The organism is Corallococcus sp. BB11-1 (genome assembly GCF_026626625.1).
GTDB lineage: Bacteria > Myxococcota > Myxococcia > Myxococcales > Myxococcaceae > Corallococcus > Corallococcus soli.
The window spans coordinates 17,366-43,016 of sequence record NZ_JAPNJY010000010.1; the positions used below are offsets into that span (position 1 = coordinate 17,366).

Annotated in this window: 23 protein-coding genes; 11 read left to right on the forward strand and 12 right to left on the reverse strand. The window is 69.8% G+C overall.

What is annotated here, in order from left to right:
* Nucleotides 1–97: 97 nt before the first annotated feature.
* The gene (locus OV207_RS10065; RefSeq protein ID WP_193350300.1) at nucleotides 98–1,159 is read right to left on the reverse strand and encodes a mannose-1-phosphate guanylyltransferase; all 1,062 of its coding nucleotides are present in this window, start codon (nucleotides 1,157–1,159) and stop codon (nucleotides 98–100) included.
* A 177-nt stretch (nucleotides 1,160–1,336) separates the two neighbouring features.
* On the opposite strand from OV207_RS10065, the gene OV207_RS10070 reads away from it, so the two are divergent.
* The 3 genes from OV207_RS10070 (at nucleotide 1,337) to OV207_RS10080 (ending at nucleotide 6,845) form a co-directional block, all read left to right on the forward strand.
* Nucleotides 1,337–4,075, forward strand: a complete 2,739-nt coding sequence (locus tag OV207_RS10070) for a GDSL-type esterase/lipase family protein (protein WP_267554567.1) — start codon at nucleotides 1,337–1,339, stop codon at nucleotides 4,073–4,075.
* A 3-nt stretch (nucleotides 4,076–4,078) separates the two neighbouring features.
* The gene (locus OV207_RS10075) at nucleotides 4,079–5,551 is read left to right on the forward strand and encodes an MBOAT family O-acyltransferase (protein WP_193350304.1); all 1,473 of its coding nucleotides are present in this window, start codon (nucleotides 4,079–4,081) and stop codon (nucleotides 5,549–5,551) included.
* An 820-nt stretch (nucleotides 5,552–6,371) separates the two neighbouring features.
* Nucleotides 6,372–6,845 (forward strand): hypothetical protein, encoded by a 474-nt coding sequence (locus OV207_RS10080; RefSeq protein WP_267554569.1) that lies wholly within the window; start codon nucleotides 6,372–6,374, stop codon nucleotides 6,843–6,845.
* Between the two features lie 35 nt (nucleotides 6,846–6,880).
* On the opposite strand, the gene OV207_RS10085 is transcribed toward OV207_RS10080, so the two are convergent.
* From OV207_RS10085 to OV207_RS10105, 5 genes are all read right to left on the reverse strand, one after another.
* Entirely contained in the window at nucleotides 6,881–7,384 is a 504-nt protein-coding gene (locus OV207_RS10085) for a hypothetical protein (protein ID WP_267554571.1), read from the reverse strand.
* Nucleotides 7,385–7,521: 137 nt separating this feature from the next.
* Entirely contained in the window at nucleotides 7,522–8,463 is a 942-nt protein-coding gene (locus OV207_RS10090; protein WP_267554572.1) for a N5-glutamine methyltransferase family protein, read from the reverse strand.
* Between the two features lie 235 nt (nucleotides 8,464–8,698).
* Nucleotides 8,699–9,286 carry a DUF488 family protein gene (locus OV207_RS10095; protein ID WP_267554574.1) on the reverse strand — a complete coding sequence of 196 codons (588 nt, stop codon included), beginning with the start codon at nucleotides 9,284–9,286 and terminating at the stop codon, nucleotides 8,699–8,701.
* A 171-nt stretch (nucleotides 9,287–9,457) separates the two neighbouring features.
* Nucleotides 9,458–10,081: a CoA pyrophosphatase gene (locus tag OV207_RS10100; protein ID WP_267554853.1), complete on the reverse strand. Its 624-nt coding sequence runs from the start codon at nucleotides 10,079–10,081 to the stop codon at nucleotides 9,458–9,460.
* Nucleotides 10,082–10,095: 14 nt separating this feature from the next.
* A complete protein-coding gene (locus tag OV207_RS10105) occupies nucleotides 10,096–10,989 on the reverse strand; it encodes an undecaprenyl-diphosphate phosphatase (protein ID WP_267554576.1) in 894 nt (297 codons plus the stop codon).
* Between the two features lie 123 nt (nucleotides 10,990–11,112).
* On the opposite strand from OV207_RS10105, the gene OV207_RS10110 reads away from it, so the two are divergent.
* The gene (locus OV207_RS10110; RefSeq protein WP_267554578.1) at nucleotides 11,113–11,586 is read left to right on the forward strand and encodes a YchJ family protein; all 474 of its coding nucleotides are present in this window, start codon (nucleotides 11,113–11,115) and stop codon (nucleotides 11,584–11,586) included.
* Between the two features lie 193 nt (nucleotides 11,587–11,779).
* Here OV207_RS10110 and OV207_RS10115 read toward each other — a convergent pair whose 3' ends face one another.
* The 3 genes from OV207_RS10115 to metK form a co-directional block, all read right to left on the reverse strand.
* Nucleotides 11,780–12,196 (reverse strand): type II secretion system protein GspG, encoded by a 417-nt coding sequence (locus OV207_RS10115; RefSeq protein ID WP_267554580.1) that lies wholly within the window; start codon nucleotides 12,194–12,196, stop codon nucleotides 11,780–11,782.
* Nucleotides 12,197–12,588: 392 nt separating this feature from the next.
* A complete protein-coding gene (locus OV207_RS10120; protein WP_267554582.1) occupies nucleotides 12,589–13,506 on the reverse strand; it encodes a methionyl-tRNA formyltransferase in 918 nt (305 codons plus the stop codon).
* Between the two features lie 128 nt (nucleotides 13,507–13,634).
* The gene (gene metK / locus OV207_RS10125; RefSeq protein ID WP_193350320.1) at nucleotides 13,635–14,825 is read right to left on the reverse strand and encodes a methionine adenosyltransferase; all 1,191 of its coding nucleotides are present in this window, start codon (nucleotides 14,823–14,825) and stop codon (nucleotides 13,635–13,637) included.
* 238 nt (nucleotides 14,826–15,063) lie between these two features.
* On the opposite strand from metK, the gene OV207_RS10130 reads away from it, so the two are divergent.
* The 7 genes from OV207_RS10130 to OV207_RS10160 all read left to right on the forward strand — a co-directional run bounded on the left by OV207_RS10130 (nucleotide 15,064) and on the right by OV207_RS10160 (nucleotide 23,062).
* Complete coding sequence (locus tag OV207_RS10130) at nucleotides 15,064–15,657, forward strand: ABC transporter substrate-binding protein (RefSeq protein WP_267554855.1); 594 nt, start codon at nucleotides 15,064–15,066, stop codon at nucleotides 15,655–15,657.
* A 111-nt stretch (nucleotides 15,658–15,768) separates the two neighbouring features.
* Nucleotides 15,769–17,937, forward strand: a complete 2,169-nt coding sequence (locus OV207_RS10135; protein WP_267554585.1) for a site-specific recombinase — start codon at nucleotides 15,769–15,771, stop codon at nucleotides 17,935–17,937.
* 133 nt (nucleotides 17,938–18,070) lie between these two features.
* The gene (locus OV207_RS10140) at nucleotides 18,071–20,716 is read left to right on the forward strand and encodes an efflux RND transporter permease subunit (RefSeq protein WP_267554587.1); all 2,646 of its coding nucleotides are present in this window, start codon (nucleotides 18,071–18,073) and stop codon (nucleotides 20,714–20,716) included.
* A 97-nt stretch (nucleotides 20,717–20,813) separates the two neighbouring features.
* Nucleotides 20,814–21,419, forward strand: a complete 606-nt coding sequence (locus OV207_RS10145) for an MXAN_6521/LA_1396 family lipoprotein (RefSeq protein WP_193350326.1) — start codon at nucleotides 20,814–20,816, stop codon at nucleotides 21,417–21,419.
* A 13-nt stretch (nucleotides 21,420–21,432) separates the two neighbouring features.
* Nucleotides 21,433–21,945 (forward strand): MgtC/SapB family protein, encoded by a 513-nt coding sequence (locus OV207_RS10150; protein ID WP_267554590.1) that lies wholly within the window; start codon nucleotides 21,433–21,435, stop codon nucleotides 21,943–21,945.
* 45 nt (nucleotides 21,946–21,990) lie between these two features.
* Nucleotides 21,991–22,614, forward strand: a complete 624-nt coding sequence (locus OV207_RS10155) for a hypothetical protein (protein ID WP_267554592.1) — start codon at nucleotides 21,991–21,993, stop codon at nucleotides 22,612–22,614.
* A 40-nt stretch (nucleotides 22,615–22,654) separates the two neighbouring features.
* The gene (locus OV207_RS10160) at nucleotides 22,655–23,062 is read left to right on the forward strand and encodes a hypothetical protein (RefSeq protein WP_267554594.1); all 408 of its coding nucleotides are present in this window, start codon (nucleotides 22,655–22,657) and stop codon (nucleotides 23,060–23,062) included.
* A 56-nt stretch (nucleotides 23,063–23,118) separates the two neighbouring features.
* On the opposite strand, the gene OV207_RS10165 is transcribed toward OV207_RS10160, so the two are convergent.
* The 3 genes from OV207_RS10165 to OV207_RS10175 all read right to left on the reverse strand — a co-directional run bounded on the left by OV207_RS10165 (nucleotide 23,119) and on the right by OV207_RS10175 (nucleotide 25,649).
* Complete coding sequence (locus tag OV207_RS10165; RefSeq protein ID WP_193350330.1) at nucleotides 23,119–23,427, reverse strand: hypothetical protein; 309 nt, start codon at nucleotides 23,425–23,427, stop codon at nucleotides 23,119–23,121.
* 94 nt (nucleotides 23,428–23,521) lie between these two features.
* Complete coding sequence (gene ptsP, locus OV207_RS10170; protein ID WP_193427914.1) at nucleotides 23,522–25,330, reverse strand: phosphoenolpyruvate--protein phosphotransferase; 1,809 nt, start codon at nucleotides 25,328–25,330, stop codon at nucleotides 23,522–23,524.
* A gap of 40 nt (nucleotides 25,331–25,370) precedes the next feature.
* Nucleotides 25,371–25,649: an HPr family phosphocarrier protein gene (locus tag OV207_RS10175; RefSeq protein ID WP_193427915.1), complete on the reverse strand. Its 279-nt coding sequence runs from the start codon at nucleotides 25,647–25,649 to the stop codon at nucleotides 25,371–25,373.
* Nucleotides 25,650–25,651 lie beyond the last annotated feature (2 nt).

A 25,651-nucleotide genomic window follows, 5' to 3' on the forward strand; every position in this document is an offset into this window, starting at 1 on the left:
ATGGCTCGGGGCACCCTGTAGAAATGACAGGGCACCCCGGGAAGAAACGTGTGAGGGGAAACAGGGGGCGGGGTATCCCCCGGGCCTACAGACGCTCCTACAGCAGCTTCAGGCGCTTCTTCGCCTTGAGGGCTTCGACGACCTTGCGGACGTCCTGGCTCTTGTCCTTGGGGACGACGAGGACGGCGTCGCCGGAGTCCACCACCACCACGTCGTGCATGCCGACGACGGAGAGGGTCCGCTTGTCCCCCAGCACCACGCAGTTGGTGCAGTCCACCAGCACCGCGTCGCCGGAGACGACGTTGCCCTGCGCGTCGGCGGGGCGCACTTCGGGGATGGCGGCGAAGGAGCCCACGTCGGACCAGCCGAAGTCGCCGTCCAGCACCGCGATGTTCTCCGCCTTCTCCATCACGCCGTAGTCGATGGAGATGGAGGGCAGCTTGGGGAACACGCGCTTGAGCACGGCGGAGAAGGTGCGCTTGCCCGCGGCCTTCTGGAGCGCGTCCAGGCCCTTGCGCATCTCCGGCATGTGCTTCTGGAAGGCCTCCAGCATCACGTCCGCGCGGAAGACGAAGATGCCGCCGTTCCACAGGTAGTCGCCGCCGGCCAGGTACGCCTGCGCCGTCTTGAGGTCGGGCTTCTCCTTGAAAGCCTTCACGCCGCGGCCGCCGCCCTCCAGCGCGTCACCCACCTGGATGTAGCCATAGCCCGTCTCCGGGCGCGCGGGCTTGATGCCCAGCGTGACGATGTGGCCGCCCTCCGCGATGCGCGCGGCCTCCGCGAGCGTGCGCTGGAAGCCCTTCACGTCCGCGACGTGGTGATCCGACGGCAGCACCGCGAGGATGCCCCGCGGGTCGCGCGCGGCCACCTGGAGGGCGGCCAGCGCGATGGCGGGCGCGGTGTTGCGCGCCACGGGCTCCACCAGGAGGTTGCCCTTGGGCAGGCCCTTGACCAGCTTCAAGGCCGTCTTCGCGTGCACGGGGCCGCAGACGATGAAGGTGTTCTTCACCGGCGCCAGGCCCTTCAGGCGCAGGGCGGTGTCGGTGAGCAGCGGGTGCTTGGAGGCGAGCGGGAGGAACTGCTTCGGACGGGCCTGGCGGGACAGCGGCCAGAAGCGGGTGCCGGAGCCACCGGCCATGATGACGGGATAGAGGGCCATACGCGGGTCTGAGCTCCTGGAGGGCGCCAGGCCACGCCTGACGCTGACGGCGGCGCACCATAGCGCTTCGCGCCCGGGGAGGAAGGGGGCCCGGCTGTCTGCTGCCCGGGCGGTGGGGCGCGCGGAGGTGGGCAGAGTTTTGACCCGCCCCCGAAAAGCCAGTCTCATGCCCCACCGTTGAGTCTCAAGCCCACATCCACCGGGTGGACGCTGGCCTGCACCGTGCTGCTGACGGTGGGGTTGTCCCTGGCCCCACTGCCGGAGAAGTTCCGCCCCCTGCCCACCCTCCGGCAGGAAGGTCCGCTCAAGCCCAAGCTGGTGGCGCTCGCGCTGCCGGCCTCGCTGCGCGGCGTGAAGGCCCCGCGTCCGCCCGCCGACACGATGGTGCCCGACGTGCCGACCCCGGCGCTCGCGGAGGCCGACGCCGCGGCCACCGACACGGACGCGAAGGCCGGCCCCGACGTGGGTGAAGCGCCCGCGGTGCCCGGCATCGGCCTGGAGGAGCTGAGCGCCCCCACGCTCGCGACCGCGCGGGAGCTGGAGGCGCTGCGCGAGCGCATGGGCGCGAAGCACGTGGACATCGAGCTCAACTGCCGCAAGTCGCGCGCGGATGGCGCGTGCGAGGAGGACGGCCTGGCGCCGCTCATGCGCGCGCTGGGCGACCTGCGCGCGGACGCGCGGCGCACGCCGGTGCGGGTGGTGCACCTGGGCGATTCGTTGATCGCCTCCGACTACATCACCGACGTGGTGCGCGACCGGCTCCAGGAGCGCTTCGGTTCGGGCGGCCCGGGCTTCCTCTACATCCACCGGCTGGCGAGCGCCGGCCGCGCCACGCGCGCGGGCACCGCGAGCACGGACGGCTGGAAGATGGAGCGGCTGGTGGACACGCACTGGCCCAAGGACCGCGTGGGCTGGACGGGCGTGGCCTTCTCCACCCACGGGCCCTCGCAGGCGACGCGCTACTCGCTGGAGGGCACGCGCCAGGCGGAGCTGTTCTTCCTGGCCCAGCCGGCCAGCGGCTCCGTGCAGGTGTCGGTGGATGGCAAGAACACGCAGCGCATCCAGACGCGCGCGTTCGGCCCCAAGGCGGAGGCCGCGTTCGCGAGGCTGAGGCTCCCCGAGGGCGCGAAGACGCTGACGCTCACCGCCACGGGCAAGACGGAGCTTCACGGTGTCGCGCTGGAGTCCGGCACGCCGGGCGTCGTCTACGACACGGTGGGCCTGCTGGGCGGCATGGCGGAGGTGTACCTGCGCGCGCAGCCCGCGGCCTTCCGCGCGCAGCTGCGGCACCGCAAGCCGTCGCTGGTGGTGCTGATGGTGGGCGGCAACGAGGCGTTCTTCCTGTCGCGGGAGCGCACCACCCTGGACGCGGTGCGCTCGCAGATGAAGGAGCTGGTGTCGCGCGTGCGCACGGCGGTGCCGGACGCGGCGTGCCTCGTGATGTCGCCCATCGACGCGGGCGTGCGCACGATGAGCGGCGAGCCCGTCACGCGCCGGCACTCGGCGCAGGTGTCGGAGGTGTTCCGGGAAGAGGCGCGCCGGGGCGGCTGCGCCTTCTACGACACGCTGGCGGCGATGGGCGGCGAGGGCTCCGCGCTCAAGTGGCTGGAGTCCGGCCTGATGCTGGAGGACCTGGTGCACCCGCGCGTGCGCGGCTCCAACCTGCTGGGCCACCTGTTCGACCTGGCGTTGCAGCGGGCCTTCGCGCGCACGCATCCGCCGCGCCTGCCGGGCACGGACCCGACGGGCCTGCGGGACGCGACCCCGGCGCTGAACCGGACGTTCGAGGCCCTGGCCCGCCGCGAGGCCGGCGCGAAGCTGCGCGTGGGCATCGCGCAGGTCGGCGCATCCCACACGGCGGCGCACTTCTTCTCCGACACCGTGCGCGCGGCGCTGGCGAAGCGCTTCGGTGACGCGGGGCGGGGCTTCATCGCGGCGGGCAAGCCGTCGTCGCGGTTGGAGGCGGCGCGCGTGTCGCGCACGCTGGACGGCCCGTGGACGGTGGAGGACGCGAAGGGCGCCACGCCCGGCGGGGCGTGGGGGCTCACCGGCATCCGCGCGGTGGGAGCGCCCGGCGCCAGCCTGGGCATCTCCTTCTGCGAGGGCTGCGAGGACCGCAAGGACACCCCGGGCCGGCTGGACCTGTACGCGCTGGACGCGCCGGACGCCGCCGCGCCGGTGATCCGCGTGGACGGAGAGGCCATCCCGCCGGAAGCCCCGCCGCCCGAACCGCTGACGAAGCCCACGGTGCGCATCCGCTCCTTCCCGGTGACGGGCGCCGCGCACACGGTGCAGGTGACGGTGCCGGAGGGTGGAGGGTCCGCGACGGTGCTGGGCGCGTCGCTGGAGTACGACACGCCGGGGCTGGTGTACGACGCGCTGGGGCTGCCCGGCGCCACGGCCTTCACCGCGCGGGACATGGACGCGGCGGCGATGGACGAACAGTTCAAGGCGCGGCGGCCGGACCTGCTGGTGTTCTGGTACGGCACCAACGAGGCGGAGCTGCCGGGGCTGGACGCGCAAGGGCTGCGCCAGGACTACGCGGCGCTGGTGACGCGGCTGCGCAAGGCGACGGGCGCGGAGTGCCTGCTCATCGGGCCCACGGACCGGCTCCAGCAGGACGCGGACGGCCGGTGGGCGGAGGCGCCCGCGCTGAGCAAGGTGCTCGCGACGCTGCCCCAGGTGGCGAAGGACGCGGGGTGCGCGTACTGGTCCGCGCGGGCGGCCATGGGCGGCGAGCGTTCCATGCAGCGCTGGCAGCGGCGGCCGGAAGCGCTGGGGCACGCGGACGGGGTGCACCTGACGCAGGCGGGCTACACGGTGCTCGCGAACGCGTTCGTGAAGGACCTGATGGCGGCGTACGAGTCCACGAAGAAGGGCGGCGCGCCGACGGCCTCCGCCGCGGGAGCGCCCTGAGCCGTGCTGTCCCACAGCCTCCACTACGTCATCTTCGTCATCGCGGTGTTCGCGCTCTACTGGGCGGTGCACCGGCACTTCTGGCCCCGGATGCTGGTGCTGCTGGTGGCCAGCCTGGTGCTCTACACGGGGTTCACGAAGGTCCCGCAGCTCATCGAGCAGGGGAACGCGACGGCGGAGGCCCTGCTGCTGGCGGGGATGCCGCTGCTCATCTTCCTGGCGGGCGTGACGGTGGACCACCTGCTGGTGAAGGGGCTGGGCCGCACGGCCAGGCCCGGCGTGCGCAAGCTGCTGGTGGTGCTGTCCATCGTCTCCAACCTGGGGATGCTGGCGGGCTTCAAGTACCTGGAGCTGCTGCGCAAGACGGCGCTGGCGCTGCTGGGGCCGTGGGGCGTGGACGTCCGCCCGGAGCCCCTCCACCTGCTGTTGCCGGTGGGGCTGTCGTTCTTCGTCTTCCAGTCCATCAGCTACACGGTGGACGTGTACCGGGGGAAGGCGAGCTCCGGGCACTCGTTCATCGAGCACCTGCTCTACATGCTGTTCTTCCCGCGCGTGGTGAGCGGGCCCATCGTCCGCGCGTCGGAGCTGATGGCGCACTTCCGCGAGGTGCCCACGCTGTCGCCGGATGACGGCGGCAAGGCGATGTTCCGCATCGCCGTGGGGCTGGTGAAGAAGCTGGTCATCGCGGACGTGCTGGGCAGCGGCATCGTGGATCCGGTGTTCGGCAGCCCGGACGCGTACTCGTCGGCGGAGTGCGCGGTGGCGGCGGTCGCGTACACGCTGGAGCTGTACTACGACTTCTCGGGGTACTCGGACATCGCCATTGGCGTGGCGGCGTTGTTCGGCTTCCGGTTCCCGGAGAACTTCGCGCGGCCGTACCTGGCGAAGAACCTGTTCGAGTTCTGGAACCGCTGGCACATGAGCCTGTCGTCGTGGCTGCGGGACTACCTGTACATCCCGCTGGGCGGCAACCGGTGCTCGAAGCCGAGGGTGCTCTTCAACCTGATGATGGTGATGGTGCTGGGCGGCCTGTGGCACGGGGCGGACTGGCGCTTCGCCGTGTGGGGCGCGGTGCACGGCGTGGCGCTGTGCGCGGTGCGCTGCTGGTGGTGGTTCCGGGGCAAGCAGCAGGAGCCCGGCCCGGTGCGCGTGGGCCTGGGCATCCTGGCCACGTTCACGCTGGTGGTGTTGACGCGCGTGGTGTTCCGGGCGCCGGACATGACGCACGCGGCGGAGTTCTACCAGCGCATGCTGGCGGGCATCCCGGGCCTCGCGAACGTGGGCCCGCTGGTGTGGGCCATGCTGGCGGTGGCCATCATCGCGCACACGCTGCCGATGAAGGTCTACGACGTGACGGCGCTCGCGTTCCTCAAGCTGCCACCGCCCGCGCGAGCGGTGGTGCTGGTGCTCATCGGCCTGGGCATCCGGCAGCTGGCCTCGCTGGAAGCGCGGCCGTACGTGTACCTGCAGTTCTGAGTAGGCTCACCGGATGGGGTTCGTCCGGCGACAGCTCTGGTGGGTCGCGGCGTGCATGGGCATCGCTTGCGCGAGCGCGGGTGCCCGGCGGTTCTATGTTTCTTCGGAGCTGCCCAGGCAGGACGGCATCGAGGGGCTGAACGTGGCTCCGGGACCATGGCCGGAAATCCCCGCGGTCCTCACGCACGCGATGAGCGTTCCCGACGACCTCGTGATTCCAACGCTTCAAGCGTTGTTCGATCTACCCGGCGCGATCGACGCATGTGACGCGAGCACGGGGCGCCCCCGCCCGGAGGCGTCCGAGTACTGCGTCGCCATCTACCGAACGCCCTCGGACTGGCGGGTGTCCTGGCCGGTTCGGAACACCGTGAAGTCGGGTGGCTCGTGCCAGCCTCCGTTCGGAGGAGTCGACGACGCGGACCATGGCAACGACCTGCCCGTCTTTGGCTATGCCCACAATCACCCGTGCGGCTCGGACGTGAGCAATCGGGACCTGACGACCTGGCCGATGGCCAAATCGGAAGGTGCGTGGGTGGTCGTCGCCTATGGCACGACCCCTGGCGGACGGCTCGCGCGAGACGAACGTGGGCAGGTGGTTCCCGCTTGGGGATGGCTCGCCACCGGGCAACGGAATGACCCACGGCTCTACAAGTGGAATCAGGAGGGCGATGTCTTCCGGTGGGATGGCGATAGGAAGCGATGGAACTTCCAGGCACGCTGCAAGCCGAGGCCGTCCAGCATGCTCAGGCCCGAGGGCGTCCCACCCGACTGCTCCGCGGCCCTTCACCCCTAGGGGCTTACGGCCCACCCAGGTGCTCCCATGCTGAAGGCGCCCCAGTTCATGCTGATGGCATCACTGCTGATGGAGCTGGGCCTCCTTGGGATGCCCCTCTGCAATAAGAGGCTGGACGCGAGCCCGGTGCCCCCCCCCGCGCCATCTGACGCGGGCGTGAACCTCTCCGCATCGCCCCCCGAGTCGCCCATTCCCTGGCCGAAACAAGATCTGACGCCACTCGCCACCCTGGAAGGCCCCGCCATCCAGGCAGCACATGCGGCATTGGAAGAAGCGCTGAAGCGATTCCCCAAAGAGTCGAAGGACCAGTGCGCCTTCTCCGCCAAGTCCCTGGAAACCGTCATCGGGCGGGAAGCAGGCTGGTACTTCGTACGCGTCAACCGCCGCGTCGACCGATGCCCAGGCTTCGGTCCAGGCGTCACTGGCCTTGAGACCGACTGGTTCGAATTGTTCGCAGTCTCACCTGATGGATCAATCCAGCGGTATCCGTATCATCCCTGATCCACCCATCCGGGCCACTGCCAGGCCCAACAGGCTCAAGGGTGGTAGGGGTAGCGCGCCAGTATCTTTCCTTCGGGCGAGACCGCATACAGCTCGAACTCATCGAACCCGAGCACGGTGCCCAGAGCCCATCCGCACTTGTCGGGCCCCCGCTGGATGCGGACGAAGTACATCCCGCGCTCCTCACCCACGATGACCTCCAGTCCCTTCGCGGAGAACGCACAGCTCGTGGCGTACTGCTTGGGGTACCCGGAAAGGACCCGCTGCATCACGGCATGCGCTGCAAGAACAGCAGGTCCGTCCAGGGTGGCCAACGGCTGAAGGTCCTCGGGCCATTGGATTCCTTCCGCGATGATCGGCTTCCTGGCGCTTCCGCCATCGACAACCGCACGGCCAGGATTCCCAGCATCCACGCCTCCCGCATCCGCCCGGAATTCAGGGGCACGGGCAGCCGACGGGGAAGAGGCCGTCACTGACGTGTCGACGCCACCGTCCTGAAGAAGTGAAACGACGAGGAGCAGGTGATGGGGCTTCAGCATGGGAATCTCCACGTCGATTCCCACACTCTAGCGACAGACCGTCATCCCAAGCTGCACCTCATCCGTGCAAGGCCCGCTCGTCGCCCAGACATGATGCGGACCTCCTTGCTCCTTTCTCGAAGCAAGCACCGCCCCGCTCAAGCCCGCCGGGCCGTCAGCGCCACCAGCGCGATGCGCTCCACGCCGGCGTACGGCTCCTTCTCCAGTTCCTCACCGAACACGTCCGGATCCAACTCTTCGTAGGACACGTCCGTGAGCGGCGCGCTCCGCCACACCCGCTCCAGCGCGGTGCGCAGCAGGTCCTCGCCCTCCACCACCGGCGCGCCTGTGTAGAGCACCAGCGTCCCACCCGGCACCAGCCGCTCCGCGCCCTCGCGCACGATGCGCACCGACAGCTCCGTGCCGTGCGTGCCGCCCCCATCCCGGTACGTGCGTCCATCCGTGTCCGCCAGATACGGCGGGTTCGCCATGATCAGGTCGAAGGAACCCGCGACCTCCTGGAGCAGGTCGGAGCACACCACCTGGACCCCGTGCGCACCATTCAGCCGCGCGTTCACCCGCGAGAACACCAGCGCCTCCGGATTCAGGTCCGCGAGCACCACCTCCGTGCTCCGCCCCGCCACCGACAGGGCCCCCGCGCCCGAACCACACCCCAGGTCCACCACGCGCCGGAACGTGCCCGGCGTCCGCTGCAACAGCGAACAGAACCGGTAGGTGTCCGGACCGAAGAACACCGCGTCCTTCTGCGACGTGGGCCACGCCGAATGGACGTACAGCCCCGACCCCAGCGTGGAGAACCGCACCTGGCTGCGCCGCTTCCCGTCTCCACAATCCTCCAGCGCCCCCGCCTGCTCCAGCGCGGACTCCACCCGCGAGCTCAGCACGCCGGGCGCGAAGGGCCGGCTCCACCCGAACACGTCCCGCAGCGAGCGGGCCTCACGCGCCTCGGAGCGGGCATTCACCCGCCGGTGCGTCTCCGGCGTCACCGTCGTGAAGGCATAGCCCTCCGCCCGCAGGGCGCTCCCCAACGCGACCAGCGCGGCCTCCCTGGCGCCACCTGCCTCATGCCCACCGTCCACATCACCCCCCTCGCAGGATCCGTCCACCCAATGTTGGACATGCCCTGACGTCCGACAAGGAGCCTGCCGCCCCCAGCCTCCTCTGCACCCGCCGAACCCAGCGCCCGACAGGCAAGGGTTCACCTGACGGCGTCCGTGTTCCCGCGCCTTCACCACGCTGCGGCGCGCTGGAGGCCGTACTCGTCATCACTGTGAACGTGCCCCCCTCGCGAGGACGCACGGCCTCCCTGGAAGCTCACCAGGCACTCGCCTCGGACACGGCCTCCGCTTCCTTCGGGTAGAGCACCTGCCGGCCGTGGAGTCTGGCGAAGGCCGTGAGCTGATGCGGCTCCAGGCGGGTGGGCCCCGTGATGTGCATCACCTGGACTCCCCGGGCCCAGAGCGCGTCTGCCAGGAGCGAGCGATGGCACCGCCACCGCAGCGCCTCCGCGCACATGACGGCCACGGGCCCGCGCAGCGCGACCTCGCGCAGCGCCTCAAGTCCCCGCGCGAAGTCCTCCGTCAACATGTAGTCCGCGTAGCCACGAAAGCTCGCGTTGCGCCACGCCCCGTTGGGTGAATCCTTGCGCGCACGCCGCAGGCCACCGAGCGCCGCCAGGTGCAGGTGCCCCACGCCTGCTCGCGCGAGCAACGGCCCGAGCACGTCCACGTTGAACTGCGGGTTGTGGCGCGAGCGCGGCACGGTGCGGATGTCCACGAGCGTCCGCACCCCGTTCGCCCACAGCATCCCCACCAGTTCCTCCACCGGGCGCGTGGAGTGGCCCAGGGCGAACACCTGGACGCCACTCCAGCCTGGAGCCCGCCTTGGCATCCGCGTGACCATCCCCACGCCTCCTGACAAAAGGCCGGGCCTCGGACGCATGCCCGCCGCCCACGCGGCCCCCTGCTTCGTGCCCACCGCCCCTTCGCAGGAGCCCTCCATCCAGTGTTGGACGTGCCCTTGCGTCCGACAAGCAGCCTCGCGGCCCGGGGTGCCCGCCCGCGAAGGGGCGCCTCAACGCCCGGCAGGCAGGGGAGCATCCAACACGTCCTGCACGCCCGGCACGTCGGCCACGAGCAACAGGAAGTCGCGCAGGATGCGCGCCGTGGCGCCCCAGATGACGTGCTCGCCGTGCGTGTAGAAATGCACGTCGTGCTCCTGTCCCTCCCACGCGTGGCGCTCCACGCGGAGGATGGCCGGGTCCATCAGCCGCACCAGCGGCACCTCCAGCACCAGGTCCACCTCCGCCGGGCTCGGCACGTACTTGCCGTCCCCCGGAATCACGCCCACGTAGGGGTGGATGCGGTACGCGGACGTCGTCGGCGCCTCATCCAACTGGCCCAGGATGCGCACGCCGCCGCGTGCGATGCCCAGCTCTTCCTCTGTCTCGCGCAGCGCGGTCTCCAGCGGCGTGGCGTCAACCGCGTCCTGACCGCCGCCCGGAAACGCGTACTGCCCCGCGTGCGTGCGCAGGTGCGCGGGCCGCCGGGTGAAGACCATGCAGGGCACACCGTCCCGTTCGAACAGCGGCACCAGCACCGCCGCCTCGCGCAACACCCGGCCCGGCAGGTCGAACGTCCGCGGTGGGCGCGCCTTGAGCCGCGACTCCAACGCATCGAACAGGGCCTCCACGCGCACGGCTTCCGTCCCCATCAGTCCGTGACTTGCTTTTCGACCGGCGCCTTCGTCGGCGCATCCGGCGTCGACAGGTTCTCCACGCCCGACATCGGCTTGAGCACGTTCGCCTGCAACAGCCCCAGCAGCAGCACGCCCAGCGCGATGCGGTACACCACGAACACCAACGTGGTGCGGCGCTTCAGGAAGTTCAAGAGCCACGCGATGGCGCCCATGCCGGACGCGAACGCCACCAGCGTGCCCACCACCAGCGCCATCGTGGACGGCCGCGTCGTCGCCTCCAGCAGGTGCTTCAGCTCGAAGATGCCCGCCAGCGTCGTCGCCGGAATGGACAGCAGGAACGAATAGCGCGCCGCGTCCTCGCGCTTGAGCCCCAGTGACAGGCCGCCCGTCAGCGTCGTGCCGGACCGCGACGAGCCCGGCACCAGCGCCAGCGCCTGCCACAGGCCGATGATGATGCCGTCCCGCCACGTCATGTCCGCCACCGTGCGCGTGTGCGACGCGCGCTTCTCCACGATGAACAGCACCACCGCCAGCACGATGAGGCTGCCCGCGATGACGTAGAGCGACCGGAACTGCGTCTCGATGAGCTTCTTGAACGCCAGCCCGCAGAGGCCGATGGGCAGCGTGCCCACCCCCACGAACCACGCGAGCCGCGACTCCAGCGTGCCGAACGGGTCGCGCTTCACCAGGCCCTGGAAGAACGCCGTCACCAGCGAGACGATGTCCTTGCGGAAGTAGATGAGCACCGCGGCCACCGTGCCCAGCTGGATGATGGCCGAGTACGCGGCCCCCGGGTCGGCCCAGCCGAACAGCTCCGGCGCGATGCGCAGGTGCGCGGTGGAGCTGATGGGCAGGAACTCCGTGAGACCCTGGACCAGACCCAGGACGATGGCTTCTAGAAGGCTCATAGGGGCGGTGCGCCAGGGATATGCCCTGCCCTCCTGGCCCGCAAGCGCGAAGGTTCCCCTCCCGTCCTCCCGGTTCGCCACCCGACCGTCCACCGGACAAAGCCGGGTAGGCTTCACGCCTCCATGCCGCCCGTCCCCCTGTGCCCCTGCTCCTCCGGCCAGCGCTACCGACAGTGCTGCGCCCCCTTCCACCGCGGCGAAGCCGAAGCGCCCGACGCCGAGCGCCTCATGCGCAGCCGCTACAGCGCCTTCGCCCAGCGCGACGCGGCCTACCTGTGGAAGACCCTCCACCCCGACCACCCGATGCGCGCCCGCCCGGAGGCGGACGTCCTGCGCGAGCTGCGCGCCTTCGCCCAGGGCCACCAGTACCCGGGGCTCACGGTGCTGGGCCACCAGCCCCCGGACGCCTCCGGGCTCGCCCGCGTCCTCTTCTTCGCCAGGGTGTTCGAGAAGGGCAAGGACCAGTCCTTCGTGGAGCGCTCCGACTTCCGTCACGACGGCGCCGGCTGGCGCTACCTGGACGGCGTCCTCAAGCTGCCGCGCGAACTGCCCGTGCCGCCCGAGTCCCTCACGCTCGACACCTTCCCCACGGACTGACGTGAAAGGGCGCGAAAATCCCCTGTCAGGATCTTCGCGCTCCCGCGTCCTTCTGGGTGCTGCCCGGCCGGAGAGGCCCTACACGCACTGGTACGGCCCCCTTCACGGGGGGCTTGCGGTTCGAATCCGCTCTGGCCTGAAACGCCACCCAATCGCGGCTTCTCCACTCGGGCAGCACCCTTTCATCCCTCCCTCAGCGCGCGGACACCGTGTCCAGGTCGCGCGAGGAGAGGTCCCGGTCGTCGCCCTCACCGCCCGGCGCTCCGTCCGCCCCCAGTGACACGATGACCGGCCTGCTCCGGTCCAGCGTGTACACGTAGTCCTGGCCCCACGGGTCCTGGGGGAGCTTCGTGAGGATGCCCTCGTCCACCAGCGCGCGCAGCCCCGTGGCCGTGTCCGGCAACCGGCCCTTCTTCACCGCGTACAGCTGCAGTCCCTGCTCGAGCCCCCCGAAATCCAGCGACACGCGCTTCTCCTTCGCCGTCCCGAACTGGCCCATCACCGCCACGCCCACCGCGGCGGCGATCAACCCCAGGATGGTGATGACCACCATGATTTCAATCAGTGTCATGCCGCGCTGACGCGGCCCCCGTCGCCTGCTCTTGTCCATGTCTGTCCTTCCGACACGGCGCCCCACGCGCCGGTCCCAGGCGGGGCGGCGCCTTCCGTCAGGCACCGCGTCCCACCCGGGGGAGCGTGTTTGCAATCAGCGCGCCGGGGAGGGCCGCCGCACGCCACGCCCCACCGCCGACGGTGGAGGGAGGATGCATGTCTGTCTTTCTGACAGGAGGACGGCGCGCCTTGCCGCCACCGTGTCCACCAGGAAGCCGTTGTGCACGTCTTGGATCTGATGGCGGATGCCGCCCACGTTCCCACCGATGACGGGCGTGCCCTTCCACATCGCCTCCGCCACCTCCGCCCCCACGCAGCGCGCGCAGTGCTCCACATTGCCCGCGGCCGCGCACGCCCCGGCCCCGGCCCCGGAGGAGCGCCTTGCGCCGCTCAGGGCTCTTCCGGGGTGTACGCCACCAGCCACAACGGCGAGTCCCCGCACTGCACCAGGCACTCGTCCCCCTGCCGCGCCAGGAGCGTGCCCGGCGCCGCCCGGGGGTCCTCTCCCCGCCACGCGCGCGTGCGCTGCACCCGCACCCACCGGCCCTGCAACGGCGCGCGCGCATCCCCCTGGCCCTCGCGCCACACGGCGAAGCGGCACGCGCGCACCTTCAGGTGCACGGAGCGCGCGGTGTCCCGCCAGTCGATGTCCCGGTACGCCAGCTCGAAGAAGGGCGCGGGCGTCGCCCCCGCGTCCACCTGCGGCTCGCCCGCGTCTCCCCGGGCCACGCGCTCCAGCGTCCTGGGCAGCAACCGGCGCGACGCGCGCATCAGCTTCTCGAAGAGGGTCTCCTCCGTGTCCTCGTCGATGACGGGCAGCGTGCCCTGCACCAGCACCGGCCCGGTGTCGAACGTCGCGTCCATCCTGTGGAACGTCAGCCCCAGCTCCCGCGCGTCGTCGCGCAGCGCCCAGCCCACGGGACACGGGCCCCGGTACTTTGGCAGCAGCGAGGGGTGCACGTTGATGGCCCCCCGGGGCGCCAGCGCCAGCGCCTCCGGCGTCAGCTTCCACGGGAAGAAGAAGGACAGGATGAGGTCCGGCTTCAGCGCCAGGAGCCGCGCCGCCAGGTGCGCGCGCTCGCTCACCAGCAGCACGTCCAGCGACGGCGGCGCGGACTCGAACAGCCGCCCCAGCTCCGCCCACCCCTCCATGTCCAGGGGACGCGGGCCGCGCACGCCCGCGGGCACCACCAGCGCCACCACCTCATGCCCCTGGGCCCGCAGCGCCAACGTGAAGTCGTGCGCCACCGACGGCGCCACGGTCAGCAACACGATGCGCCAGCCAGACGCGCCACCGGAAGTCGGCATGGCCGTCTCCTAGCAGCTCACACCCCGTGTGCGCCCGGCCCGTGTGCGCCGCTCCACCCTGAAAATGAAGACGCGCCCGCCCCCCTTGAGGGAGCGGGCGCGTGGGTTCAGGCGGACTCCGCCAGACGTCAGACGGCCTTGAGGCGGGGCGTGCGCGTCTTGGGGGCGGCGGAGGCAGCGGCCTCGCGCAGCGCGTCCTTCTTGTCGGTGCGCTCCCAGGTGAAGTCCTTGTCGGAGCGGCCGAAGTGACCGTACGCGGCGGTCTTCTGGTAGATGGGCCGCAGCAGGTCCAGGTGCTCCGTGATTTCACGCGGACGCAGCCCGAAGGTCTGGCGCACGGCGCGGGCGATCTGCTCCTCGGGCACGGTGGCCGTGCCGAAGGTCTCCACCATCACGCTGACGGGCTCCGCCACGCCGATGGCGTAGGACACCTGCACCTCGCAGCGGCTGGCCAGCCCCGCGGCGACGACGTTCTTGGCGATGTAGCGGCCCATGTACGCGGCCGAGCGGTCCACCTTGGACGGGTCCTTGCCGCTGAACGCGCCGCCACCGTGACGGCCCATGCCGCCGTAGGTGTCGACGATGATCTTCCGGCCGGTGACGCCCGAGTCGCCCATGGGGCCGCCGATGACGAAGCGGCCCGTGGGGTTGATGAAGAACTTGGTCTTGTTGTCGATGAGCTTCTTCGGCAGGACCTTGAGGATGACGTCCTCGCGGATGGCCTCCTGGATCTTCTTGTTGGAGACGTCGTCCGCGTGCTGCGTGGACACCACCACCGCGTCGATGCGGACCGGGCGGCCGTCCTTGTACTCCACCGTGACCTGGCTCTTGCCGTCCGGGCGGATCCACGTGTGGTTCTTGCGGCGCACCTCCGCCAGCCGGCGGGTGAGCTGGTGCGCGTAGTGGATGGGCGCGGGCATCAGCTCCGGCGTCTCGTCGCACGCGAAGCCGAACATCATGCCCTGGTCGCCGGCGCCCTGGTCCTTCTTGTTGTCCACGCCGCGCGCGATGTCCTGGCTCTGGCCTTCGATGGCCACCATGACGCCGCAGGTGTTGCCGTCGTAGCCCATGGAGCTATCGGTGTAGCCGATGCGCGTGATGGTCGACCGGACGATCTTCGGGATGTCCACGTAACAGTTCGTCGTCACCTCGCCCGCGACGATGGCGAGGCCCGTCTTCACGAGCGTCTCCACGGCGACGCGCGCCTGCGGATCCTTGGCGATGATGGCATCGAGCACACCGTCGGAGATCTGGTCGGCGATCTTGTCCGGGTGGCCTTCGGTGACGGATTCAGACGTGAACAGGAAGTCGGTAGGCATGTCTTCTCGGGCTTCGCGCTATTCCAGTGATGCAGCGCAGGCGGCGGACAGTAAACGTCCAGTCCCAACAGAGTCAAACCTGACGGCAGGGACATTTATTCGTCTGGGAGCCCACCCGGGCAGCCGGCCCCAACGTGGCAGGTGAGGCCGCCAGCCGGTTGAATTTAGTCCGTCGCGGCGCGTTTCCCTGGGCTACAGGACTCGCGCCGTTCTTCAGGAGGTCACCACCCATATGAACCTGAACGCCCACTTCCGCTCCCTCTCCGTGCTGGTCGCCGTCACCCTCGCCGTGCCCGCGTTCGCCGCGCCCAACAAGGCGAATGACGCCATCACCAAGCCGGTGAAGACCGTGGTGCAGTCCGTGCGCTACGAGAAGGACCTCAAGGCCCTGGAGAACCTGGGCGGCGACCAGCAGGGCGCCTTCCTCCTGGGCGACAACTGGACCAAGGGCACCGACGCCCAGAGGAAGGAATTCCTGCAGCTCTTCCACAGCCTCTTCGCGAAGCTCGCCTTCCCCAAGGTGCGCGAGAACTTCAAGAACCTGGACTCCATCACCTACGACGAGCCGCAGGTGACGGGCGACAAGGCGCTGGTGGGCTCCACCATCTTCATCAACCACCCGCTGAAGAAGCAGGAGATGAAGCTGAAGTACTCCGTGGAGAAGGTGGGCGCCGCGTGGAAGGTCGTGGACGTGTCCGTGCTGGGTGACTCCATGCTCACCGGCATCCGTGACGACCAGGTGGGCCCCCTCTTCAAGGAAGGCGGCTGGGACGGCCTGCTCGGCGCCATGCGCGCGAAGAACAACGAGCTCGCTGCGGTGAAGCTGAAGTAATCCAGTCACGGGCCGCGTTGAGCAGCCAGGCAACCAGGCCTCCTGCCTCCCCCCGGGTTCCGGGGGAGGCACGGGCCGGGTAGGCTCCGCGTCCCCCCCAGCGTCTGGCGAATGACCGTCTCTTCCCCCGCCCCGCAACCCCTGGTCCGCAGCCTGCCGTCCGCCCGTGAGGTGGATGCGTTCTGCGTCCAGTACGCGCCCCGGGCCCCGGGCCACCCCGCCGTGCGCGACCTGTTCCGGCTGCTCGTGGAGGTCCCCGAGGACGGCCTGGAGGCGCGGCTTGCGTGGGTGGAGCGGTGGATCCACTGGATGCGCGAGCGCATCCCCGCCCAGGGCCTGCTGGACGACGAGGACACCACGCTGTCCCCGGCGAACTCGCGGCTCCTGCTGCTGGTGCGCGTGCTGGAGGGGGAGGCGCCGCTGCGCGCGTCCGTCACGAAGCTGGTGTCGGGGGTGTGCGCGGGCAGCCGGGGCCTGAAGCTCTTCGCCCAGGTGGGGCTGAGCGGTGGCAACGGCTTCTTCTCCGAACTGACGGACCGCTTCGTGCGCGGCGTGCTGCCCGCGCCGCCGGAGCCCGGCAAGCTGTCAGAGCTGCTGCTGCGCCTGTTCCCGGTGCCGGAGGACGCGCAGTGGCTGTCCGCGCTGTCCCCTGCCCTGCTGGCGCGGCTGACGATGTCGGTGGGTGACCCGCCGCCGCCGGATCCGTCCCCCACGGCGCGCGTGCGCGGCGACCTGATGGACGCGCTGCTGCTCTTGGGCGTGCAGGTGACGAACCTGGGGCTGGCGGAGGACGTGCGCGACCGCAGCCCGGACATCGCCTTCCGCGCCTCGCCCTTCCTGCGACTGCGGATGGTGTGCGACGTGGTGCTGGCGCGCGACGGGGCCCCGGACGCGCTGCGCGACCTGGAGCAGGTGAAGGCGGACTGCCGGCGGGTGGTGGCGTCCGTCACGCGGCACCTGGAGCACTCGGGCGTCAGCGTGGACCTGGTGTACCGGCTGGAGCGCATCCGCCGCGGCCTGGACCGGATGGGGGCCATCGCGCGCGTGCTGGGCGCGGCCCGGGGTGAGGCGCGCTGGAAGGAGGCGCTGGCGCTCTTGTCGGACCTCTTGCGGTACGCGCACGCGGACCGCTCCGTGCTCGCGCTGGTCCGGCGCAACGCGCGGCTGCTGGCGCGCAAGAGCATCGAGCGCACCGGCAACACCGGCGAGCACTACATCACCGCGACGCCGGACGAGTTCCACCGCATGGTGCACTCCGCGGCGGGGGGCGGGCTGCTCACCGCGTTCACCGCCGCGCTGAAGTTCTTCCTGGCCGGGCTGTCGCTGGCGCCCTTCTTCGCGGGCTTCTTCGCCGCGCTCAACTACGCCGGCAGCTTCGTGGTGATGCAGTTGATGGGCTTCACGCTGGCCACCCGGCAGCCGTCCATGACGGCCTCCACCCTGGCGGCGGCCATCGGCGAGGAGACCGTCGAGGACGAAGCCACCACCGACGGGCGCATGGAGCGGCTGGCCGCGCTGGTGCCGCGCATCACCCGCTCGCAGTTGGCGGCGGCCCTGGGCAACCTGGGCTGCGTGCTGCCCGCGGCGGTGGCGCTGGCGCTGGGCTTCCAGTGGCTCCGGGGCCACGCGCTCCTGTCGGTGGCGCAGGCCGAGCAGGTGGTGGCGTCGCTGCACCCCTGGCACAGCGCCACGCTCCTGTGGGCCGCCTTCACCGGCGTGCTGCTCTGGATGTCCAGCGTGGCCGCGGGCTGGTTCGAGAACTTCGTCGTCTACCGGCGCCTGCCGGAGGCGCTGGCCCACCACCGCGCCCTGCGCGCCGTGCTGGGCGAGCGCAACGCGCGCCGCGTGGCGGACGCGCTGATGCACCACGCGGCGGGCGTGGGCGGCAGCGTCACCCTGGGCGTGCTGCTGGTGGTGGCGCCCGGCATCGGCAACTTCTTCGGGCTGCCGCTGGACATCCGGCACGTCACGCTGTCGTTCGGCTCGCTGGCCTTCGCCGGCTGCTCGCTGGGCCCCTCGGCGGTGATGGAGCCCGGCTTCCTGGCCGCCCTGCTGGGGGTGGTCGTCATCGGCATCCTCAACTTCGGCGTGTCCTTCACGCTGGCCCTGGGGCTGGCCCTGCGCGCCCGGGACGTCCCCCTGCGCGAGGGCGTGCGCTTCGTGGGCGCCATGGCCCTGCGCTTCCTGCGCCAGCCCGGCCCCTTCCTGGTTCCCCCCCGAGAGGCCCCCGCCAACCCGGACGTCCTGGCCATCCCCCTGGCCGGCCCCCCGGGGCACTGACCCGGTGCATCAGGCCCGCCAGGGGCGGTTATTCCCAGGCTTCAAGAGGCCCTGACTCGCGCGGAGGCAGGGCGGACAGGCATGCCCGGCATTGCTTCCGGGCGGGATGTTTTGTCGATAGGGTCCCGCGCCCATGAGCGGCAATCCCTCCTCGCATCCCCCGCCTCGCTTCGCGGTCGCCTACGCCGAGCTGATGGTCCGTCGTCCCGGCACCGTGATGGCCGTGCTGCTGTTGCTGCTCGGCCTGGCCGTGTGGGGCACGTCGAAGCTCACCATCAACTCGAACCAGCTGGACCTCATCTCCCAGGACCTCCAGGAGGTGAAGGACGTCAAGCGCGTCATCGACATGGTGGGCGGCAGCGGCTTCTTCATGGTCGCGCTGCGCGGCGATGACGAGGCCACGCTCAAGCGCGTCGCGGACGACCTGGCCGTGATGGTGGGCAAGGACAAGGAGAACGCTCGCTCGCTCACGTACAAGATCCCCGTCGAGTTCGTGCAGCAGAACATGGTGCTGTTCGTGAAGACGGAGGACCTGGCCGAGGGCAAGCGCCGCATCATGGCGTTCCTCAAGGATCAGATCCGCCGCAGCAACCCGTTCTACATCGAGATCAAGAAGACGGAGCCGGTGAAGCTGGACCTGCAGGACCTGGTCGACAAGTACGCCAGCGTTGGCAACAAGAGCATCGCGGACGACTACTACATCTCCCAGGACCGCAAGCTGCTGCTGCTCCTCATCAAGCCGATGTGGGACACGAACCAGATTGGCCAGACGAAGGAGTACGTGGAGAAGCTGCGCAAGGACCTGGCGGACTACTCCAAGTCCAACGCCGCGGGCGTGCAGCTGGTGGAGGACTACTACAAGATGGGCGACAAGAAGACGGTCGCCTACGGCTTCACGGGCTCCTACAAGACGGCGGTGGACGACTCGTACGCCATCGAGGAGTCGCTCCAGCCGGTGACCATCCTGGCGCTGGTCGCCATCTTCGGCATCACCATCGCGTTCTTCCGCAAGTGGGCGCCCACGCTCATCGTGGTGAGCGGCACGGTGGCGGGCACGCTGTACACGCTGGGCTTCACCTACGTGGCGGTGGGCAACCTCAACATGATCACCTCCATCCTGGGCGGCATCCTGATGGGGTTCGGCATCGACTACGGCATCCACTTCATCTTCCGCACGCGCCTGGAGCTGGGCGCGGGCAAGCGCTACGACGTGGCCATCCGCGACGCGGTCATCAACGCGGGCCGTCCGGCGCTGGTGTCCGCGGTGGTGGTGGCGGGCTCCTTCTTCGTGCTGATGGTGAGCGACTTCCAGGGCTTCTCCCAGTTCGGCTTCCTGGCCGGCACGGGCACGCTGCTGCTCGGGGTGACGCTGTTCTCCTGGTGCCCGGCGCTGCTGGCGCTGGCGGGCCGCAGGAACCCGGAGCTGCCGCAGAAGCTGATTGGCGTGATGAAGCCGCCGTCGGTGAACAACGCCTCCGGCAAGGAGCTGCGCATCCCGCGTCCGGGCCTGGTGCTGGCGGTGGGCTGCGTGGTGGTGGCGGTGGTGTGCGGCGCGGCCATCCCGTGGAAGGACGGCGAGCCCCCCGCGGGCGCGGACTTCTTCACGCGCCTGCCGTACGGCGTGCGCTTCAACTACAACACCCGCGCGCTGATGCCGGCCAACCAGCCGTCGGTGGTGCTGCAGGACGAAATCAACGACCGCTTCAAGATCGCCAGCGACCCGCTCGCCATCTACACCAAGGACCTGGCGGAGACGGAGGCCCTCTACAAGGAGCTGACGGCCGACCCGAAGAAGCGCCCCACCATCTCCCAGGTGATGAGCCTCTTCACCTTCGTACCGCCGGAGGGCATCGCGCAGGCGAACACGAAGATCCTGGAGGAGTGGCAGGCGGAGCTGAAGGACATCGAGGTGTCGTCGCTGCCGCCGGAGACGCAGGAGAAGGCGCAGCTGTTCCTGAAGATGCTGGAGGCGCGTCCCTTCGACGTGCACCAGGTGCCGGAGATCTACGCCACGCAGTTCCGCCACCTGCCCAGCACCCGCCCGGAGAACCACGGCTACCTCACGTTCATCTACCCGAGCGTGGACCTGTGGGACGGCAAGCAGATGCTCCAGTTCGCGGACCAGACGCGCTCCATCAAGGGCATGGTGACGCCGGGCAAGTTCACGGACGGGCCCCAGGGCACGCCGGTGGAGAAGGAGTTCCGCGCCGCGGGCGCCACGCAGCTGTACGCGTCGCTGGCGCGCATGGTGCTCAAGGACGCGAAGCTCACCATCATCCTCACCGCGCTGTGGATCCTCGCGATGCACTTCGCGGACTTCCGCAACGCGAAGCTGGCGCTGGCGTCCGTGATTCCGCTGACGGTGGGCCTGGCGATGATGCTGGGCTTCATGGCGCTGTTCGACATCCGCCTGAACTTCATGAACGTCATCATCCTGCCCATCCTGCTGGGCTTCGGCGTGAGCCACGGCCTGTACCTGCTGCACCGCTTCCTGGAGGGGACGTCCCCGCTGGTGGCGCTGCGCAGCGTGGGCGCGGCGGTCGCGTCCTCCACCCTCACGGCGGTCGCGGGCTTCGCGGCGCTGCTGGTGGCCGGCCACAACGGCGTGCGCTCCATGGGCATCATCGCCTGCATCGGCCTCATCACCACGCTGCTGGTGTCCTTCACGGTGCTGGCGGCGGTGATGCAGCTCATGCACGACAAGCGGCAGCGTGACGCGGGCAGCTCACCGTCGAACGGTTCGGCGGGCGGCGACGCGTCCTCCACACGCGCGGCCTGACAGCGCGGAAGAAGCGCTTAATATCCCCCGCGGACTTCGGCCCCGCCTTCCTCTGCCAAGGGGAAGCGCGGGGCTTCTTCTTGAGGAGCTTCAAGCCATGGGGACGTTCAAGCGACTGGGGCCGGTGCTGGGCCTGATGATGCTGGCGGGCTGTGCGAGCGCGGTGAAGAGCCAGCGGCTGCGCGCGGACTACGCGACGGTGGACCGGCTGCAGGTGAAGCGGCTGGCGGTGGTGACGCAGCCCTTCCCCCCGGGCAAGCAGTACGTGGGCGACCTGTGGAGCCTCATCGCGCGGCAGTGGCTGAACCAGAACCGGGACTTCCTGGTGAAGGAGAACACGTCCCTGCCGGAGCGGCCCACGGACCTGGCCTTCAAGGACCAGTGCGTGGAGGGGATTGAGGGCGTGCTCTGGTTGGATCCGCAGGTGAAGCAGGTAGGGGACGGGGCGGAGGTGGCGCTGAAGGCGCAGCTCATCCGCTGCCGCGACGGCGAGGAGGTGTGGGCGGCGGAGTCGGCGGGGAGCTGGGATTCGAAGGACGAGAAGTACACCGCGCGCGCGGAGCAGTACGAGAAGGAGCTGGGGCCGGACGTGGCGCCCTTCGTCGTGCCCTCGTACAAGCTGCTGGTGGCGACGCTGGACACGCTGCCCAATCCCGAACTGAACGAAGCGGACAAGGACGAGAAGATCGATCTGGGCGAGTAGGCTCGCGTCCCAGGTGGACTCCCTCGTACTCATCGGTCGTTTGGTGCTGGCCACGCTCCTGGGGGGCGTCCTGGGCATGGAGCGCGAGGCGCGCAACCAGGCCGCCGGGCTGCGCACGCACACGCTGGTGGCGCTGGGGTCGTGCTGCTTCACGCTCTCCAGCGTGTACACGGAGTGGGTGATCCAGCCAGGGAAGTCCCCGGATGGCTCCGAGACGGACATCAGCCGCATCGCCAGTCAGATTGTCGTGGGCATCGGCTTCCTGGGCGCGGGCGTCATCCTGCGCGAAGGCGGCGCGGTGAAGGGGCTCACCACCGCGGCCAACCTCTGGGTCACCGCGGCGGTGGGCCTGGCCTGCGGGCTGGGGATGTACCTGGCGGCGGGCGTCACGGTGGGGCTGGCGCTGCTGTCCCTGGTGGTGCTGCGCCCCGTGGCCCGGGCCCTGACGCCGCAGCCCGGACGCCACGGCCACCGGAAGCAAGAAGAAGACGGGGCCCCCGCCAATGGCGAGGAGCCCCGTCCGTAGTGAAGCGCCGTCCTGGGCGTCAGACTCCGTGGCTAGCGTCTTCGGATGACGACGAAGCCCGGACGCGCTCATCCGCGACGCAGTGTCACTTTGCGAGCCTGGGCCTTCGCCCCTGTCATCGTGCTTCTGCTGACGGGGTGTGCAGTGGGAAGTCCGGCCCGATTCTGGCTAAACGCCCAGCGCCGCCTCGTCGTTGCCGGTCCCATGGTGGGCCCCTTCGACAGCCTGATGACCCTGGCTCCCGAACTCTGCACCGTGGTGAAGCAAATGCCGGGAGCCACGGCGGGCAACACACGTGAGGGACAGGAGTACTGCGGGGTCATCTACCAGCGAAACTTCGAGTCGGCGTTCTATGCCAGCCATCCCTCGACGCTCAGCCATCCGCTGCCCATGGCCGGCAGAAGGAAGTCCTGCAAGCCGCCAGAGTTCGTCTCCGACCCTGACGCGCAAACGATCAATATCTACGCGGACTACCACAGCCATCCCGCCATCACCGGGTTCTCTCCTGAGGATCTCCAGTTGCGCACGCAGCGCTACTACTTCCGGATGATGTTCAATCCCGTGTGTGAGATCCGCCTCTATGACTTCCAGGGCCGCACTGTCTTCATCCTTGAAGGTGGTCAATTCGTCCCCGTGAAGCGAATCACGGACGACCTGCGTGGTGAGTGACCGTACAGTCCAAGGACGAAGCCCCCAGGAGCGACGACACATGAAGCACATGGGACTGGCAGTGGTGCTGCTGTTCACGACGACAGGCTGCCTGCACCTGCACCGTCCGGCCCCGGTGGCGCCTCCAGAAGTCGCTCAGGGCATCCAGTTTCCAGAGTGGAGCAAGGCGGCATCCACCACCTTGCAGGGCCCCCAACTGAAGGCCCTCCAGATCGCGCTGGACGACTTCATGCCTCCGGGACGGGGCGCCCCTGGCGACGCGGACCCGATGACGCGGTGCCTGTTCCAGCTCACGACCTACGACGCCTGGGTCCAGCCTGGCGACAAGATGACCTTCATCCACTTCACGCCCCTGGAAGACGAGCGTTGCGGCCTCAGGTCCGAGGTCATGGACGCCGGTGCGAGCTACGCCGTCAGCGACGACGGGGTCATCCTCAAACGCGAATGAGCCGCGAGGAAGCGCTCGCTTCCTCACGGCCCGGTCCAAAGAAAGGCCAGTGCCCGCTACTCCATGGGCACCAGCGCGCCCGTCAGGTCGTGGGTGTAGGCCACCGGGCGGTGCGGCGCCGGGGCGTCATCCGCCCCACGCTCGGCCAGCACGGCGCCCGGAAGGTGCGCCAGGTCCCGGCGCAGGTAGACGTCGTCCCCGTCCAGCTCCGCCACGTCCGAGAAGCGCACCGGGTATTCCGTTTCGAAGGCCCGCCCCTTCCCGATGGTGAAGCCTCGCGGATCCACCGCGACGATGCCGCCCAGGGCCTCTCCGTCCCGGTCCCGCACCGTCATGCCCCGCTGAATGTCCGTTGACTTGAACACGCTGCTGCCTCCTGCCTCCGTGTCCGGTCAAAGTGTGCATTCCCCCTGGAAACCGCGACCCCCCACGCGCTGCTGAAACAGGGGGGAACAGGGCCTACAGGGACTCCGGTTCCACGTCGCGCAGCGAGGTCAGCAGCGAGCCCTCCGGGCCGCCGAAGCGCCGGTCCATCTCCGTGCGCACGTAGCGCTCAATCTCCTCCGCCGTGGTCAGCTCCATGGCGGCCTGGAGCATCTCCAGCGCCTCGTGGCGGCTCACCCGGCGCATCAGCCGCTTCACCACCGGAATCTGCCCGGACGTCATCGACAGCTCGTCGAAGCCCAGCGCCAGCAGCACCAGCGTGAAGAGCGGGTCGCCGGCCATTTCGCCGCACATGGACACCGGGATGTTGGCGCCCTTCGCCGCGTCCACGATGCCCCGGAGCATGCGCAGCACCGACAGGTGCAGCGGCCGGTACAGGTACGCCACCTCGCGGTTCTGGCGGTCGATGGCGAGCGAGTACTGGATGAGGTCGTTCGTCCCGATGGAGAAGAAGTCCGCTTCCTGCGCCAGCCGGTCCGCGATGGTCGCCGCGCTCGGCGTCTCCACCATGATGCCCACGGGGAAGCGCTTGCCCACCGGCACCCCGGCACGCCCCAGCGCCGTGCGGCACGCCTCCAGCTCGCTGCGGGCCTCGCGCAGCTCGCTCACCCCGCAGATGAGGGGGAACATCAGCCGCATGTTGCCGTGCACGCTCGCGCGCAGCAGCGCCCTCAGCTGCACCCGGAACAGCTCCCGGTTGGACAGGCAGTAGCGGATGGCCCTCAGGCCCATGGCCGGGTTGGGCTCCTTCTCGTGCTTCGTCTTGCCTGGCACCTTGTCGCCGCCCAGGTCCAGCGTGCGGATGGTGACGGGCCGGCCGCCCATCGCCTCCAGCACCTGCTTGTAGGCGCGGTAGTGCTCCTCCTCCGTGGGCGCCGTCTTGCGGTCCAGGAACATGAACTCCGTGCGGTACAGGCCGATGCCCTCCGCGCCGTGCGCCAGGAGCGAGGGGATCTCCTCCAGGAACTCCATGTTCCCGTTGAGCCGGATGCGGAAGCCGTCCGTGCTCACCGCCGGCTGGTCCTTGGTGCTGAGCGCCAGCTGCTCGCTCTCCTGGTAGCGGCGCTGCTCCTCGCGGAAGAGCGCCAGCTGGTCCTCCGACGGGTTCACCAGCACCACGCCGCGCGTGCCGTCCATCGCGATGAGGTCGCCCGGAGAAATCTGCTCGCTCGCGCGCCCCGCGCCCACCACCGCGGGCGTCTCCCGGGCGCGGGCCACGATGGCCGTGTGGCTCGTCTGGCCGCCCAGGTCGGTGACGAAGCCCGCGACGCGGCCGCTGCGCGCCATCATCGCCGCGTCCGCGGGCGGCAGGTCGTGCGCCACCACGATGGCCTCCGCGGGGACCTCCACCTCTTCATCCACCACCTGGCCCATCAGGTTGCGGATGATGCGGTCGGCCACGTAGTCCACGTCCGAGCGGCGCTCGCGGAAGTACTCGTCCGGGATGTTGTCGAACAGGTGTTTTATCTTCCGGGCCGTGCGGCGCACCGCCCACTCCGCGTTGATGCGGTCCTCCACGATGAGGCGGTTGACCTCATCCACGAGCATGGGGTCGTGGAGCATCAGCCGGTGCGCTTCCAGGATGAGGGCGTGGTCGCTGCCCTCCGTGCGCGTGATCTGATCCTTCAGCTCCGCGAGCTGGCGGTCGGATAGGTCGATGGCCGTCTTCATCCGCATCCGCTCCGGCTCCACCTCGGCGTCGGCCAGGCGCAGCTTGGGCGTGCGGATGCGCTTGCGGTCCAGGATGAAGGCGTGGCCCACCGCCACGCCCGGGGAGGCGCCGATGCCCGTCAACCTGAGTGTAGGGGTGGCCTGGCTGCTCACGGTTCGTTCCCTGCCCTGGGAGGGGGTCTATCTTCCACGCTCACTGCGCTTCGCCAAAGCGGTCCGCGATGAGCTTCTTCAATTCGGACAGGCAGGCCTCCGCGTCCTCGCCCTTGCAGGTGATGGTCACCTTCACGCCCTGCCCCGCCGCGAGCATCAGCACGCCCATGATGGACTTGGCGTTCGCGCGGTTGCCTTCCGACGCGATGGAGACCTCACTCTTGAAGCGGTTGGCCACCTTGACCATCTGCGCCGCGGCCCGGGCATGCAGCCCCAGCGCGTTGACGATCTCGAATGTTCCCTGGGCCTCGCTCGGCATCG